Raw genomic sequence first — 14,944 nt, 5'->3', positions numbered from 1 at the left:
CGGTCTTGCGCATCGCCAGACTGCCGAATGGTCGCAACGTCTCTTTCAGGCATGAGAAGGCCGCCTCGCGGCGGCCTGTGTTGGCGGATCTTGTTCTTTTCGGCGTTGCAGCCAGCTAATTCGTGTAGACGGGACCCACGCCCAGTCCCCAGACAATCACGGTAAACGCCATGATGGCGACCAGCACCACCAGACCCACCGCCAGCACCGAGCTGGAAAACAGGAAACCCTCATCGGACGGAATGTTCATGAAGGTCGGCAGCCCCACATACAGCAGGTACACCGTGTAGCAGATGGCCGCCGTGCCGACGATCATCCCCAGCCACATGTGCGGATACAGCGCTGCCAGCCCGCCGACGAACAACGGTGTCGCGGTGTAGGTGGCAAATGCCACGCAACGGGCCAGGCTCGGGTTGGCGTCATAGGTGCGGGCCATCCAGTGCACGAAGGCACCCATGACCGCGACCCCGCCGAGCATTGCCAGGTAAGACATGATCGTCATCCACAACGCGCTTTCGACGGTGAGCATCACCGGTGCGCGGTTGCCGATCACCCAGCCGACCTGAGTGGTGCCGATAAAGGCCGAAACAGCGGGGATCGCCGCCAGAATCAGCGTGTGCGTCAGGTACATGTGGCTGATGCTTTCCTCTTGGTCGCCACGGATTTCCTTCCATTCCTGATCGGGGTGGGTAAAAAGTCCCACTACGTGATGGATCATGCCAGTCACTCCTCTCGTTATTGCCATCGCCCCCCAGCGGAGCGCCTACGGGCCAATGTGGCCCAGCAAATACAGGTCTTCAGATTGTGTGCGACCTTATGTCGCAGTATAGAAAGGTCTTAACCGCACAGGTGATAGGGGCTTAGAGCAAATCGCGCTGTAAAACCTCGGGGTAATCGCGTCGGGGTCTGTGCGGACGGGCATTTGAGGGGGCGACAACCTGTGGCCACAAACCCAGTGTTTTTGCGTAAAATGCCCGCCTTTCGTCACACCTCACGGATTTCGCGTCATGGGCACTCTTACGGTCAACCAGAACAAACTGCAAAAGCGCCTGCGCCGCCTGGCCGGCGAAGCCGTCACCGACTTCAACATGATCGAAGACGGCGACAAGGTCATGGTCTGCCTGTCCGGGGGCAAGGACAGCTACACCATGCTCGACGTGCTGATGCACCTGCAGAAGGTTGCACCGATCAAGTTCGAGATCGTCGCCGTGAACATGGACCAGAAGCAGCCGGGTTTCCCCGAGCACGTGCTGCCGGCCTATCTGAAAGAGCTGGGCATCGAGTACCACATTGTCGAGAAGGACACTTACTCGGTGGTCAAGGAGCTGATCCCGGAAGGCAAGACCACCTGCTCGCTGTGCTCGCGCCTGCGTCGCGGCACGCTGTACACCTTCGCCGACGAAATCGGCGCGACCAAAATGGCCCTCGGTCATCACCGCGACGACATCGTCGAGACGTTCTTCCTCAACATGTTCTTCAACGGCAGCCTAAAGGCGATGCCGCCGAAGCTGCGCGCCGACGACGGCCGCAACGTGGTGATCCGTCCGCTGGCCTACTGCAACGAGAAAGACATCCAGGCCTACTCGGACTTCAAGCAATTCCCGATCATCCCGTGCAACCTCTGTGGTTCTCAGGAAAACCTGCAACGTCAGGTGGTCAAGGAAATGCTCCAGGACTGGGAACGCAAGACCCCGGGCCGCACCGAAAGCATTTTCCGCAGCCTGCAGAACGTGATCCCGTCGCAGCTGGCTGACCGTAACCTGTTTGACTTCACCAGCCTGAAGATCGATGAAACCGCTGCTTCGCGTTTCGTCAACGTCGTAAACCTGTAAACACGATCCAAGTGGGAGCGGGCTTGCTCGCGAAGGCGGCGTACCAGTCGATGCATGAGTCGACTGACACTCAGTCTTCGCGAGCAAGCCCGCTCCCACATTGGTTTTTCGTTTCATTCAAAAGGAGAGGGCATGCGCGACTACAAGTGGCTGCACGAATACTGTCTGAACCGCTTCGGTTCGGCGGCTGAACTGGAAGCCCATCTGCCCGTTCCCAAGACCCCGGCGCAACTGCGCAAGATCAGCGACGACCGTTATCTCTCGACCATGGCTCTGCGGGTGTTTCGCGCCGGACTCAAGCACAGTCTGGTGGACGCCAAGTGGCCGGCCTTCGAGGAAGTGTTCTTCAAGTTCGACCCGGAAAAGGTCGTGCTGATGAGCGCCGAACACCTTGAGCGATTGATGCAGGATGCGCGGATCATCCGCCACCTGGGCAAGCTCAAAAGCGTGCCGCGCAATGCGCAGTTCATTCTGGATGTCGAGAAAGAGAAGGGCAGTTTCGGTGCATTGCTCGCCGACTGGCCGGTGACCGACATCGTCGGTTTGTGGACGTACCTGAAAAAGCACGGCCATCAATTGGGTGGGTTGTCGGCGCCACGGTTTTTGCGGATGGTTGGCAAGGACACGTTCGTGCCGAGCTACGACGTGGTCGCGGCGCTGAATGCGCAGAAGATCGTCGACAAGGTGCCGAGCAGTCTGCGGGATCTGGCCACCGTGCAGAACGCGTTCAACCAGTGGCATGAAGAGAGTGGTGGGCGGCCGATGAGCCAGATTTCGATGATGCTGGCTTACACCGTCAATCATTGAATTTAAAGCGATCGTTCCCACGCTCCGCGTGGGAATGCATAAAGAGACGCTCCGCGTCTCAGGGACGCAGAGCGTCCCGGGCGGCATTCCCACGCAGAGCGTGGGAACGATCCCGAAACCTGTGGGAGCTGGCTTGCCAGCGATAGCGGTCTGTCAGGCGACAGAGATTTCGCCTTCGCCCGCCAGTTTGCGATTCAACTGATACCGCCACCGCACATACAGCAACGCCGAGCAGAACACCGCCAGACTGGCAATCATCTCCAGCACGCCAAACAGCTGCCGGCTCGGGTCATACGCGGCCAGTGCGCCCTTGATGAAATACAGATTCACCACAAAGCACATCCACGAGTGCCCCCGTGCGCTGCCCATGATCATGCCCGGTGCGAGCACGATCCACGGGATCAGCTCGATCAGCAGAATCACCCACGGCCGCGCGCCGTGCAGGTCGGCGAACACCAGGTAATAAGCGGCGAGCAGTCCGGCCAGGCCGAAAAAGCACAGCAGACTGATCACCCGCATCGCCCGCACCCGTGGCTCCAGCCATTCGACGGCGGGCAGGACTTTCGGCTTTCTGGCCATCTCAGTTCCCCAGTTTCTGGGCCGTCTTGGCCAGGCGAGCGCCAAGAGCGCGGCACAGCGCCACTTCGTGCTGATCGAGACCGCTTTTACCGTCGGCCCCGGCGTGATGGCTGGCGCCGTAAGGCGTGCCGCCGCCCTGGGTTTCCAGCAGCGCCGATTCGCTGTAGGGCAGGCCGGTGATCAGCATGCCGTGGTGCAGCAGCGGCAGCATCATCGACAGCAGAGTGGTTTCCTGACCGCCGTGCAGGCTGGCGGTGGAGGTGAACACTCCGGCCGGCTTGCCGACCAGCGCGCCGGTCAGCCACAGGTTGCTGGTGCCATCGAGGAAATACTTAAGCGGCGCGGCCATGTTGCCGAAACGGGTCGGGCTGCCGAGGGCCAGGCCGGCACAGTTCTTCAGGTCATCCAAAGTGGCGTACAGCGCGCCTTCATCCGGAATGTCCGGCGACACCGCTTCGCACTCGGTGGAGATTGCCGGCACGGTGCGCAGGCGCGCTTCGAGGCCGGCCTGTTCGACGCCACGGGCGATTTGCCGGGCCATCTCGTTGGTCGAGCCGCTGCGGCTGTAATAGAGAACCAGAATGTACGGCGCACTCACGGCAGCAGCTCCAGGATCTGCTCCGGTGGACGGCCGATGACGGCTTTGTCGCCGGCTTCAAGAATCGGTCGCTCCATCAGCTTCGGATGTGCGGCGATCGCGTCGATCAATTGTTTCTCGGTGAGACTGGCATCGGCCAGGTTCAGGGTCTTGTATTCGTCTTCGCCGGTGCGCAGCAGTTGCCGTGCGCTGATTCCCAGCTTGCCGAGCAAGGCCTTGATCTGCACGGCGTCCAGCGGCGTTTCGAGGTAGCGCACCACGTTCGGCGTCAGGCCACGGGCTTCGAGCAGTTCGAGCGCACCGCGGGATTTCGAGCAGCGCGGGTTGTGATAAAGCGTCAGATCGGTCATGGGCGGGTCGCTTCTTGCGTAGAGTGGCGGCTATTCTAACTGTGCAGCGCGCAATCCAGAACCTTGAGAGGCGATGGGTCGCAGGCGCATTCAATTTTGCACAAGGAACACGACATGACACGGGCACTGGCAGCGGCATTGACGATCATCGGGGCGTTGATGCTCGGGGGCTGCGGTAACGACTACGGCATCGACCAGAACGGGCAGAAAGTGGCGTCCGAGCGCCTCGACAAACAATGGGTGGTAATCAATTACTGGGCCGAATGGTGTGGCCCGTGCCGCACGGAAATTCCGGAACTCAATCATCTGGCCGATGAACTCAAGGGCAAGAAGATCGGTGTGTTCGGGGTCAATTTCGACAACGTGCAGGGTGAAGAGCTGAAGAGCGCCAGCGAAAAACTGGGCATCAAATTCACCGTGCTGGCGCAGGATCCGGCGGATCTGTTCGAACTGCCGCGCAGTGAAGCCTTGCCGGTGACCTACATCATTGACAACAAGGGCAAGGTACGGGAACAGTTGATGGGCGAGCAGACGGCGGCGGGGGTGATGGCGAAGCTTGAGGCGTTGCAGGCGACCAACTGATTCGCACTTGATGATCGCTGGTCTTCGCTGATCGTTCCCACGCTCTGCGTGGTAACGCCGCCCCGGACGCTCCGCGTCCGCTGTGACGCAGAGCGTCACTGGATGCATTCCCACGCGGAGCGTGGGAACGATCAAGCGCTATGCGTGGGAATGATCTAAGGATCAGCCTTCTTCCAGCCACCAGCGCAACGGCTTGCCTTCAGCCGGCCAGAAGCGCATCTGCTCGATCGGCGAGATGTCCCAGCGCTCCACGTGCTCCAGGGCCTGGAGGAAGCGTTGCTCCTGCTCCATGAGCGCCGGTGCGCAGAGTTTGCGGGTCTTGCCGATCTTGCCGAAGCTCAGCTTGTCGCCTTCCAGGGTGTACGGCGCAAACCAATGGTTGCAGCCGCCATTGCCATACGCCCGGCCATCATCGCCGAGGGTCACGGTCAGGTGGCTGTAGTCCATCAGCGGACGCTCGCCGATCCATTCCAGAATGTAGCTGCGGTTCTGTTGCAGTTGCACAGGCTCCGCGGCGCAACCCATCAGGCCGGCGCCGACAGCGGCGGTCAGGGCCAGGTGTTTCATCACGCCGGCTCCTGGCATTTCGGACACAGGTGCTTGTCGCCGACAGCTTTCCAGCCCAGTTCCGCGATGCGTGCCGTGGCGGCCGGTTTTTCCGCAGGCTTGCCCAGCTTGGCGTCCACCGCGAATTCGAAGCTCAGCTCCTTGGCGCAGCTGTCGCAGTTGACCTGCCAGGTGTGGATCGCCAGCTCACCGAACATCGGGCCGGTGGTCATGGCAGTCCATTGACCCGGCGGGTTGATCAGGTGGCGGACGGTGTCGACGGTCAGGCGCATGGACAAGTCCTTGCTGCCTTTGAGGGTCACGACCAGCACGTCGCCGATGCGGATCGAGCCACCGTTGCCGGTGACCTGATAACGGCCCGGAACCAGGGCGCGGCATTCGGTGAGAGTGTGTTGCGGGTTCATCAGGGTGTAGCGGAAATCGTGTTCGACCATGGGTCCTCCAAATATGCGCGACATGCTAGCACGGGCTTGATTGCAGAATGATGCGCACGTGCGACCTTCGATCCGGTTCAAATCGACACCGCAGTCGTGGCAAACTGCCGCCTTCATTTTCAAGGAACGGAACATGGCGCTGATCGAATGTTATGAATGCAAGCGGAGTATCAGTTCCGAAGCCACGGCGTGCATTCATTGCGGGGCTCCGCTGGCAGAGGCGCAGGCGCCTCAAGCCGAAAAAGGCACGTCGACGATTTCCTTTGGCAGCCTGCCGCGTAACAAGGCTGTGCCCGAGGCGCACGTTCCGCCGCCGGCCCCCGAACGGCCGAAGATCATGCCGGCCGCTGCGGGGCGACGCCGTCGAGCGCAGCTTGTCGAACCGGTGGTGAACCCGGATGGTTCGCGCCCGGTGGAAGGCTGGCTGAAGATCATGGCGTTTCTGATGCCGCTGGTGTTTGTCTGGTTCCTGCTGCGCAGCGGGCACTCCCTCAAGCAACGTTTACTGGGGTTCGGCTGGCTGGCGCTGTTGATCCTGTGTGTGGCGATTACCCCGACGCCGCCCCCGGTCTGAGTCCGATCGCTCAGCCTTCGACCTGGTTCTGCGGCGTACCCGCCGCCCAGGTCGCGATGTTGTGCAAGGTGGTCGCGGCAATCGCGCCCAGCGCCTCATGGGTCAGGAATGCCTGATGCGCGGTGACGATCACATTGGGGAACGTCAGCAGCCGCGCCAGCACGTCGTCCTGTAGCGGCAGGTCGGAACGGTCCTCGAAGAACAGCTGCGCTTCCTCTTCATACACATCCAGTCCCAGATAACCGAGCTGGCCGTCCTTCAGGGCGTCGATCAGCGCCGGCGTGTCTACCAGACCGCCGCGCCCGGTGTTGATCAGCATCGCCCCCGGTTGCATGTGCGCCAGCGAATCGCGGTTGATCAGGTGTTTGCTCTGTTCGTTGAGCGGGCAGTGCAGGCTGATGATCCGCGCTTGCGCCAGCAGATCCGGCAGGCTCAGGTAGCGCGCGCCCAACGCTTCGACGGCAGGATTTGGATACGGGTCGTAGGCCAGCAGCTCGCAGCCGAAACCGTGCATGATTTTCGCGAAGGTCGCGCCGATCTGTCCGGTGCCGACGATACCGACCGTTTTGCCCACCAGATCGAAACCGGTAAGACCGTGCAGGCTGAAGTCGCCTTCGCGGGTGCGGTTGTAGGCACGGTGCAGACGGCGGTTGAGGGAGAGGATCAACGCCACCGCATGCTCGGCCACCGCGTGGGGCGAGTAGGCCGGTACGCGCACGACGGCCAGTCCCAGACGTTTGGCGACGGCCAGATCCACATGGTTGTAGCCGGCCGAACGCAAGGCGATCAGGCGTGTGCCACCGGCGGCCAGACGTTCCAGCACCGGGGCGCTCAGGTCATCGTTGATGAAGGCGCAGACCACCTCGTGATGTTCGGCCAGCGCCGCCGTGTCGAGGCTGAGCCGGGCCGGCTGGAAATGCAGTTCGATCCCGGACGGGCGATCGGCGGCGAGGAAACTGTCGCGGTCATAGGTCTGGCTGCTGAAAACGATCGTGCGCATGAAATCCTCCTGGAGCATCGACGCGGGCGCAAATCACCCGCGACAACTGTAGCCGCGTCGGCGTTGACCGGCATTGCCGTGGATCAGGCGCTGATCTTCGCCTGGGCCGCCAGACGATTGATCGCCCGTTCCAGCTCGTCCAGGGCGGTCGAGGCCTTGGGGTCCTGCTGCTTGAGCAGGGTTTCGCTGCGCTGGCAGGCGGCGCGCAATTGCGGTACGCCGCAGTAACGGGTGGCGCCATGCAGGCGGTGCACCCGCTCCAGCAGACCGTTCTGATCCTGATTGTCGCGGGCGGTGCGGATGGCTTCGCGGTCGGCCTCGAGCGAAGCCAGCAGCATCGCCAGCATGTCTGCCGCCAGATCCGCCTTGCCGGCAGCCAGGCGCAGACCTTCCTCGTGATCGAGTATCGGCAGTTCCTGATTGCCCAGCAGACTCTCACCGCCACGTTCCGGCGCCTGATTGCGCAACGCAAGGCCCGTCCACTTCAGCACCACCTGCGCCAGTTGCCGCTCGCTGATCGGCTTGGTCAGGTAGTCGTCCATGCCGCTTTGCAGCAGCGCGCGTTTTTCATTGGCCATGGCGTGGGCGGTGAGGGCGACGATCGGCAACGGCGTGCAGTGCCGCTCGCTTTCCCACTGGCGAATGGTTTCGGTGCTCTGGCGTCCGTCCATGCCGGGCATCTGCACGTCCATCAGCACCAGATCGAAGGTTTCGTTCTGCACCGCCTTGACCGCCGCGTAACCACTTTCCACGGCCAGCACCTTGGCGCCCATGTCTTCGAGCAGCGTCTGCACCAGCAAAAGGTTGGCCGGGTTGTCGTCGACGCACAGCACTTTCGGCGCACGGCTCGACAACGGTTCGCCGGGTTCGCTGCGCGGCTGGCGCGGGTTGACCATGTCCGACAAGGCCCGGCGCAGTTTGCGGGTGCAGGCCGGTTTCGATTGCAGTTGGCTGTGAGGGTTGGGCACCGACAGGTGATACAGCGTCAGTTCGGTGGTCGGGCATAACACCAGAACCCGGCAGCCGAGGTGCTCGAGGTCCCAGATGTGTTGGTTGAGGCGTTCGGGCGGCATGTCGTTGCTGGTGATGCCGAGTACCGCCAGATCGATCGCCTGATCGGTCTGATGGGCGCCGGTGACGCCATTGGTCAGGCTTTCCAGGGTATTGAACGGTGTGACATCGAGGCCGCAATCCTCCAGTTGATGCTGCAGGGCCTGACGCGCCAGTTCGTGGTTTTCCAGCACCGCCACCCGGCGCCCGAGCAATGGCGCGGAAGGCAGGTCTTCGGCATCGTCGCGGGTCTTGGGCAGGTTCAGGCTGATCCAGAATTCCGAGCCTTCGCCCGGCGTGCTGTCGACGCCGATTTCGCCGCCCATCTGTTCGATCAGGCGCTTGGAAATCACCAGCCCCAGTCCGGTGCCGCCGGGTTGGCGCGACAGCGAGTTGTCAGCCTGGCTGAACGCCTGGAACAAGGCGCGCACGTCCTGGTTCGACAGGCCGATGCCGGTGTCCTGAATGCTGATGCGCAACTGCACGCTGTCGTCGTTTTCCTCTTCGAGCATGGCGCGGGCGACGATGGTGCCTTCGCGGGTGAACTTGATCGCGTTGCTCACCAGGTTGGTCAGGATCTGCTTGAGGCGCAGCGGATCGCCGACCAGCGACAGCGGCGTGTCGCGGTACACCAGACTCACCAGTTCCAGCTGCTTGGCGTGGGCAGCGGGGGCGAGGATGGTCAGTGTGTCCTGCAACAGGTCGCGCAGGTTGAACGGAATATGGTCGAGCACCAGTTTGCCGGCCTCGATCTTCGAGAAATCGAGGATCTCGTTGATGATCCCCAGCAGGCTGTCGGCGGATTTTTCGATGGTGCCCAGATAGTCGAGCTGGCGCGGGGTCAGCTCGCTTTTCTGCAACAGGTGGGTGAAACCGAGAATGCCATTGAGCGGCGTGCGGATCTCGTGGCTCATGTTGGCGAGGAATTCGGATTTGATCCGGCTCGCTTCCAGCGCTTCCTTGCGGGCCAGGTCCAGCTCGATGTTCTGGATCTCGATGGTTTCCAGGTTCTGGCGCACGTCTTCGGTGGCCTGATCGACACTGTGCTGCAATTCTTCGCGGGCGTTTTGCAGGGTACCGGCCATGCGGTTGATGCCGGACGCCAGTTCATCCAGTTCCTGACTGCCCAGCGGTGGCAGACGGGTTTCCAGGTGACCGTCCTTGAGCTGCGCGACGGCCTGTTTGATCTGGCTCAGCGGGCGGTTGATCGTGCGGCCCATGCGCAAGGCCAGTAGCGCGGCGCCGGCCAGTCCTGCGCCGATCAGCAGCAGGCTGGCGAACAGGCTTCGATAGCCGCGCAACAGCATGCCGTTGTGCGACAGCTCCAGTTCGACCCAGCCGAGCAGGCGGTCGGACTCTTGCGGGATCAGTTCGCCGGCGAGGTTGCGGTGTTTGCCGAACACCGGCAGCAGATAGCGGGTGGCGTCGTTGCCGCTGCGCCGCAACAATTGGGTGCTGTCACCGCTCGGTGCCTGATTGAGCATGGTCGGACCGGCATGCGCCAGAGGAGAACGGTCGGGCGCGAGGAACGTCACGGCGCGCACGTCCGGTTGTTCGAGGGACTGGGTGGCGATGCGCTCGAGCAGTTCGGCATCGCCATGGCCCATGGCCGGCGCCACCAGCGGAGCCAGTTGTTCGGCGATCATTTCGCCGCGCTGCATCAGTTGGGCTTGCAGGTCGGACTGCTGCGTCCAGGTGAAATACCCGCCCAGCACCAGTGCCATCAGGCTGGTCGGCAACAGGGTCAGCAACAATACGCGACCTTTGATTCCCAGTTTCTTGAGCACGCCTTTCTCCTGCATCCCGCTGATCGTTGACTCACACGTGCGTCCGGCACGCGGTATCGGCGCAGTGTAGCGATTTGCTCAGGGACGTTGTCGGGAAAAATGATGTCGTTGTTCTTCGCTTGGGCACCTGTCATCTGTCCGACAGGTCAAGCTTGGGTTGCCGGGCGCGGGGCAATCTTGAATAATCGCCCAACTGAGAATTATTTGCAGATAGTCATGACTCCTGTCTCTATTGGCCAACCCCGCATTCTTTCCATCGAAGATGATCCCGTCCTCGGTGCCTATGTCCATGAACAACTGGGTCGCAGCGGCTTCCAGGTCACCTGGTGCCAGAACGGCAGCGAAGGCCTGAGCATCGCCCGGCGCCAGCCGTTCGACGTGGTGTTGATGGATATTCTGTTGCCGGGACTCGACGGATTGAATGTCCTGACCCAACTGCGTCAGAGCCATTCCACGCCGGTGCTGCTGATGTCAGCCCTCGGTGCCGAAGCCGACCGTATCAGTGGGTTTCGCCTCGGTGCCGACGACTATCTGCCCAAACCCTTCAGCATGGCCGAGCTGCATGTGCGGATCGAAGCGATCCTGCGCCGTGTTGCTCTCGATCGTCGTCCGGCTGCCGTCACCCCAGTGGTGCCAGTCGGCGGGCTGCGTTTCGACGACGATCAATGCGACGTGTTCTACCTCGACCAGCCCGCCGGCCTGACCCGCAGCGAATACCGCCTGCTGGAAACCCTCAACCGCAACGACGAGGAAGTGCTGAGCAAGGCCTTCCTTTATCAGCACGTTCTTCAGCGCGGTTACGCGGCCCACGATCGCAGCCTCGACATGCACATCAGCCAGATCCGCCGCAAACTCAAGTCGGTCGGCTACACCGAGCGGGAAGTGCGCACGGTGTGGGGCAAGGGTTACGTCCTGAGTGCCGTCGATGAAAGTGTCTGACCTGCCGGGCCGGCACTCGCTGTTCTGGAAACTCGCCTGTCTGCTGGTGGCGTTCTGTCTGCTGATGATCTGGCTGAGCTGGTCCTGGGGCCGGTACATGGAACAGCGCAATCAGTTCCTCTCCGATGACGCCCGTCGCACGCTGAGCCGTTATGCCGCCGAGGCCGAGCGCGCCTGGCAGCAGGGCGAGCGTGATGGCATCGATAGCTGGTTGCAGAGCATGGAGTTGCGCGAAGCCGGCTGGGTCGGCGTGATCGGTGGCAACCTGCAGTCGCTGGGCAGCCAGCCGTTCAATGCTCAGGAGCTTCAGCACCTGACCTTCCTTCGAGGCCTTGACTGGCCGATTCACAAAAAGGGTCGGCCGTGGCTGCGCGTACCGTTCCCCACTGACCCGACTGCCGGCAGTCTGGTCATCGAGTTGCCCGAGCGTTTCCTGCCGGGGAAATACCGGGTTTTCTGGCGCGTCATCACCAACGGTGTGATTCCCGGTCTGTTCACCTTGCTGCTGTGCGTCGGCCTGTATCGCCTGCTGGTTGTCCCGCTGAACAATCTGCGCGAGCAGGCCAATGCGTGGCGCGCCGATCAACTGAATGTGCGATTGTCGAGCGGCATCACCCAGCGCCCTGATGAGCTCGGTGAACTGGCCCGCGCCTTCGACTCGATGTCCGAACGCTTGCAGTCCACCGTGGCCCTGCAACAGCAATTGCTGCGCGACCTGTCCCACGAACTGCGCACGCCCCTGAGCCGGTTGCGAGTTGCCAGCGAAAGCGAGCAGCAGCTGCAACCGTTGCGCGAACGCATCGGTCGCGAAGTCGACGTGATGCAGCGATTGGTGGAGGACACCCTGCAACTGGCCTGGCTCGACACCGAGCGCGCACCGTTGCCGGACGAAGCGATCCAGATTCAGGCGCTGTGGGAAATGCTCACGGAAAACGCCTGTTACGAAAGCTGCTGTCCGGTGGGGCAGTTGCAGTGCGCGGTGGAAGCTTCCTGCTGGGTGCGCGGCAATCTCAACACCCTGGCCCAGGCCCTGGAAAACATTCTGCGCAACGCCGTTCGTCATTCGCCAGTGGGCGGTATCGTGCGACTCGATGGTCGACGGGACGGCGATTACTGGCACCTGTGGCTGGAGGACGAGGGTGGCGGCGTGGCCGAGGCGGATCTGGAGCGGATCTTCTCGCCCTTCATCCGACTCGACGGTTCGCGGCCGGGGGACGGCGGATTTGGTCTGGGGCTGAGCATCGCGAGGAACGCGGTGCAACGCCAGGGCGGAACATTGTGGGCCGAGAACGGGCCATCGGGATTGCGACTGAATCTGCGGTTGGTGGCGGATGACAGTGCTGTCAGTCCCGACGTCTTCGCTGGCAAGCCAGCTCCCACAGTGGACATGGGCCGCCCGCAGATTGTGTGAGCGGTACAGGAAAGTCTCACCGCTGGTGAGACTTTTACTGCTTATTCCAAGAAACCATAAGCACCACACTTTGCGTGATATGGCCTGCGCAGGTTTGCCGGTATGATAGGCGCCCCCGCTGTCCGGATTGCGAAAAACGCCATGACCTTGCAGTACCCAACCATCGCCGATTGCGTCGGCAACACGCCGCTGGTGCGTTTGCAGCGCCTGCCCGGTGTCACCAGCAACACCCTTTTGCTCAAGCTCGAAGGGAACAACCCGGCGGGTTCGGTCAAGGATCGTCCGGCGCTGTCGATGATCACCCGTGCCGAGTTGCGCGGGCAGATCCACGAAGGCGATACGCTGATCGAAGCGACCTCGGGCAACACCGGGATCGCCCTGGCGATGGCCGCCGCGATCAAGGGTTACAAGATGATCCTGATCATGCCGGACAACTCCAGTGCCGAACGTAAAGCGGCGATGACCGCGTACGGCGCGGAGCTGATTCTGGTCAGCCAGGAAGAGGGCATGGAAGGCGCTCGCGATCTCGCCCAGCGGATGGAAGCCGAAGGCCGTGGCAAGGTGCTGGATCAGTTCGCCAACGGCGACAATCCTGAAGCGCACTACACGACCACCGGCCCGGAAATCTGGCGTCAGACCCAGGGCTCCATCACCCATTTCGTCAGCTCCATGGGCACCACCGGCACCATCATGGGCGTGTCGCGCTACCTCAAGGAGCAGAACGACAACGTGCAGATCGTCGGCCTGCAACCGATGGAAGGCTCGGCCATTCCCGGCATTCGCCGCTGGCCGCAGGAATACCTGCCGAAGATCTATCAGGCCGAGCGCGTCGACCGCATCGTCGACATGGCGCAAAGCGAAGCCGAGGACGTCACCCGTCGTCTGGCCCGCGAAGAAGGCATTTTCTGTGGCGTGTCCTCGGGCGGTGCGGTGGCAGCGATGCTGCGCCTGTCCAAAGAAGTTGAAAACGCGGTGATCGTCGCGATCATCTGCGACCGTGGCGACCGTTACCTGTCGACCGGCATTTTCGACGCGCCCAACTGATGGCCAAGCACGAGAGAGGCCTGCGTTTCCAGCCCACCGGCGGCAGCAAGGCCCCGCAAATCCCGACCGGCAAAAAGCAGCGCTTGAGCATCGAGCGCCTGGCCAATGACGGTCGCGGCATCGCGTTTTTTGAAGGCAAAACCTGGTTCGTCCTCGGCGCCCTCGCCGGTGAAGAGGTCGAAGCGCGGGTGCTCGGCGCCCACGGCAAAGTGGTCGAGGCGCGCACCGAACGAGTGTTCAGCTCCAGTGAATTGCGTCGTCCCGCACCTTGTCAGCACGCCGGCCGTTGCGGCGGTTGCAGCGTTCAGCATCTGCCCCACAACGAACAGCTTGCCCTGAAACAGCGCATGCTCGCCGAGCAGTTGTCGCGAGTCGCCGGTGCCGAACCGGAGGAGTGGGCGGCGCCGTTGACCGGTCCCGAATTCGGCTACCGTCGCCGCGCCCGGATCGCCGTGCGCTGGGACAGCAAGGCCAAAAAGCTTGAAGTCGGTTTCCGTGCCGCCGGCAGCCAGGACATTGTCGCGATCAGCGAATGCCCGGTGCTGGTACAGCCCTTGCAGCCGATCATGACCCGCTTGCCGGAGATGCTTCGTCGCCTGAGCAAACCTCAGGCGCTGGGGCATGTCGAATTGTTCAGTGGCTCGTCACTCGCCGTTCTGCTGCGTCACGTGGCGCCGCTGTCCGAGGCTGACCTGGCGATCCTCAAGGATTTCTGCGCGTTCCATGAAGCGCAGCTCTGGTTGCATGGCGAAGGCGAACCGCAGCCGGTGGATGAGGCGCAGTCGCTCGGTTACCGCCTGGAACAATGGGACCTGCAACTGGCCTATCGGCCGGGGGATTTCATCCAGGTCAATGCCGGGGTCAACGAGGCCATGGTGGCGCAAGCGCTGGACTGGTTGAAACCGAAGAGCGATGAGCGCGTACTCGATCTGTTTTGCGGTCTGGGCAACTTCGCCCTGCCGCTGGCGAAAGCCGCGCGTGAAGTGGTGGCGGTCGAAGGCGTGCAGACCATGGTCGATCGCGCGGCGGCGAATGCCGCTAGCAACAATTTGCATAACACAAAGTTTTTTCAGGCCGATTTATCCCAGCCTTTGACCGATGCCCAGTGGATCGGAAACGGCTTTTCTGCGGTACTCTTGGACCCACCGCGCGACGGTGCTTTCGAGGTGGTGCGCAAACTGGCGACCCTGGGCGCCGAACGGTTGGTGTACGTGTCGTGCAACCCTGCAACTCTGGCGCGCGATACGGTCGAATTGATCAAGCAGGGCTACCGGTTAAAACGTGCCGGGATTCTCGATATGTTTCCTCAGACGGCGCATGTCGAGGCCATGGCGTTATTTGAAGCGAGCCAGGATGGCTCGTCTGATCCGACTGGTCGTCCGTAGCGCTC

Annotated in this window: 16 protein-coding genes; 8 read left to right on the top strand and 8 right to left on the bottom strand. The window is 62.2% G+C overall.

All coding sequences use genetic code 11. The features are described from left to right. Positions 1-115: 115 nt before the first annotated feature. Positions 116-718, bottom strand: a complete 603-nt coding sequence (locus tag CAF63_RS04655) for a Yip1 family protein (RefSeq protein WP_007957761.1) — start codon at positions 716-718, stop codon at positions 116-118. 289 nt (positions 719-1,007) lie between these two features. Between CAF63_RS04655 and ttcA the strand changes: the two genes are divergently transcribed. Together ttcA and CAF63_RS04645 are read left to right on the top strand one after the other, a co-directional pair. Continuing rightward, the gene (ttcA, locus tag CAF63_RS04650; protein WP_011335493.1) at positions 1,008-1,832 is read left to right on the top strand and encodes a tRNA 2-thiocytidine(32) synthetase TtcA; all 825 of its coding nucleotides are present in this window, start codon (positions 1,008-1,010) and stop codon (positions 1,830-1,832) included. Positions 1,833-1,964: 132 nt separating this feature from the next. Then, entirely contained in the window at positions 1,965-2,639 is a 675-nt protein-coding gene (locus CAF63_RS04645; protein WP_085683575.1) for a DNA-3-methyladenine glycosylase I, read from the top strand. Positions 2,640-2,792: 153 nt separating this feature from the next. Here the strand turns inward: CAF63_RS04645 and CAF63_RS04640 are convergent, their stop codons facing one another. Genes CAF63_RS04640 through arsC form a run of 3 tightly spaced genes read right to left on the bottom strand, consistent with a single transcriptional unit; the run spans position 2,793 to position 4,166 of the window. Then, positions 2,793-3,218, bottom strand: coding sequence for a DUF2069 domain-containing protein (locus CAF63_RS04640; protein ID WP_039772886.1), 426 nt, complete (start codon positions 3,216-3,218; stop codon positions 2,793-2,795). 1 nt (position 3,219) lies between these two features. After that, positions 3,220-3,816 carry an NAD(P)H:quinone oxidoreductase gene (wrbA, locus tag CAF63_RS04635; RefSeq protein ID WP_085683574.1) on the bottom strand — a complete coding sequence of 199 codons (597 nt, stop codon included), beginning with the start codon at positions 3,814-3,816 and terminating at the stop codon, positions 3,220-3,222. Next, positions 3,813-4,166 (bottom strand): arsenate reductase (glutaredoxin), encoded by a 354-nt coding sequence (arsC, locus tag CAF63_RS04630; protein ID WP_085683573.1) that lies wholly within the window; start codon positions 4,164-4,166, stop codon positions 3,813-3,815. The genes wrbA and arsC overlap by 4 nt, the downstream gene beginning before the upstream one ends. A 114-nt stretch (positions 4,167-4,280) precedes the next feature. Here arsC and CAF63_RS04625 point away from each other — a divergent pair, with 114 nt between their 5' ends. Continuing rightward, a complete protein-coding gene (locus CAF63_RS04625; RefSeq protein ID WP_085683572.1) occupies positions 4,281-4,748 on the top strand; it encodes a TlpA disulfide reductase family protein in 468 nt (155 codons plus the stop codon). Positions 4,749-4,910: 162 nt separating this feature from the next. Here the strand turns inward: CAF63_RS04625 and CAF63_RS04615 are convergent, their stop codons facing one another. Together CAF63_RS04615 and CAF63_RS04610 are read right to left on the bottom strand one after the other, a co-directional pair. After that, positions 4,911-5,315 carry an META domain-containing protein gene (locus tag CAF63_RS04615; protein ID WP_007957769.1) on the bottom strand — a complete coding sequence of 135 codons (405 nt, stop codon included), beginning with the start codon at positions 5,313-5,315 and terminating at the stop codon, positions 4,911-4,913. Continuing rightward, on the bottom strand, positions 5,315-5,749 hold the full coding sequence (locus tag CAF63_RS04610; protein WP_085683570.1) for a hypothetical protein: 435 nt from the start codon (positions 5,747-5,749) through the stop codon (positions 5,315-5,317). Before CAF63_RS04610 ends, CAF63_RS04615 begins: the two co-directional genes overlap by 1 nt. Before the next feature lie 133 nt (positions 5,750-5,882). Here CAF63_RS04610 and CAF63_RS04605 point away from each other — a divergent pair, with 133 nt between their 5' ends. Further along, a complete protein-coding gene (locus tag CAF63_RS04605) occupies positions 5,883-6,323 on the top strand; it encodes a hypothetical protein (RefSeq protein WP_085683569.1) in 441 nt (146 codons plus the stop codon). A gap of 10 nt (positions 6,324-6,333) precedes the next feature. Here the strand turns inward: CAF63_RS04605 and CAF63_RS04600 are convergent, their stop codons facing one another. Together CAF63_RS04600 and CAF63_RS04595 are read right to left on the bottom strand one after the other, a co-directional pair. Beyond that, positions 6,334-7,323 (bottom strand): 2-hydroxyacid dehydrogenase, encoded by a 990-nt coding sequence (locus CAF63_RS04600; RefSeq protein ID WP_085683568.1) that lies wholly within the window; start codon positions 7,321-7,323, stop codon positions 6,334-6,336. Positions 7,324-7,406: 83 nt separating this feature from the next. Then, on the bottom strand, positions 7,407-10,160 hold the full coding sequence (locus CAF63_RS04595) for a response regulator (protein WP_085683665.1): 2,754 nt from the start codon (positions 10,158-10,160) through the stop codon (positions 7,407-7,409). Positions 10,161-10,376: 216 nt separating this feature from the next. Between CAF63_RS04595 and CAF63_RS04590 the strand changes: the two genes are divergently transcribed. The 4 genes from CAF63_RS04590 to rlmD all read left to right on the top strand — a co-directional run bounded on the left by CAF63_RS04590 (position 10,377) and on the right by rlmD (position 14,939). After that, positions 10,377-11,099, top strand: coding sequence for a response regulator transcription factor (locus CAF63_RS04590; protein WP_085683567.1), 723 nt, complete (start codon positions 10,377-10,379; stop codon positions 11,097-11,099). Continuing rightward, positions 11,086-12,510 carry a sensor histidine kinase gene (locus tag CAF63_RS04585; protein WP_085683566.1) on the top strand — a complete coding sequence of 475 codons (1,425 nt, stop codon included), beginning with the start codon at positions 11,086-11,088 and terminating at the stop codon, positions 12,508-12,510. Before CAF63_RS04590 ends, CAF63_RS04585 begins: the two co-directional genes overlap by 14 nt. Before the next feature lie 141 nt (positions 12,511-12,651). Next, positions 12,652-13,554 (top strand): cysteine synthase CysM, encoded by a 903-nt coding sequence (cysM, locus tag CAF63_RS04580; RefSeq protein WP_045121847.1) that lies wholly within the window; start codon positions 12,652-12,654, stop codon positions 13,552-13,554. Next, positions 13,554-14,939 carry a 23S rRNA (uracil(1939)-C(5))-methyltransferase RlmD gene (rlmD, locus tag CAF63_RS04575; protein WP_085683565.1) on the top strand — a complete coding sequence of 462 codons (1,386 nt, stop codon included), beginning with the start codon at positions 13,554-13,556 and terminating at the stop codon, positions 14,937-14,939. Before cysM ends, rlmD begins: the two co-directional genes overlap by 1 nt. The last annotated feature ends 5 nt before the right edge of the window (positions 14,940-14,944 follow it).

The organism is Pseudomonas sp. B20(2017), assembly GCF_002113125.1.
GTDB lineage: Bacteria > Pseudomonadota > Gammaproteobacteria > Pseudomonadales > Pseudomonadaceae > Aquipseudomonas.
The sequence above is the reverse complement of the archived record's forward strand: the minus strand, read 5'-3'. Positions and strand labels throughout refer to the sequence as shown.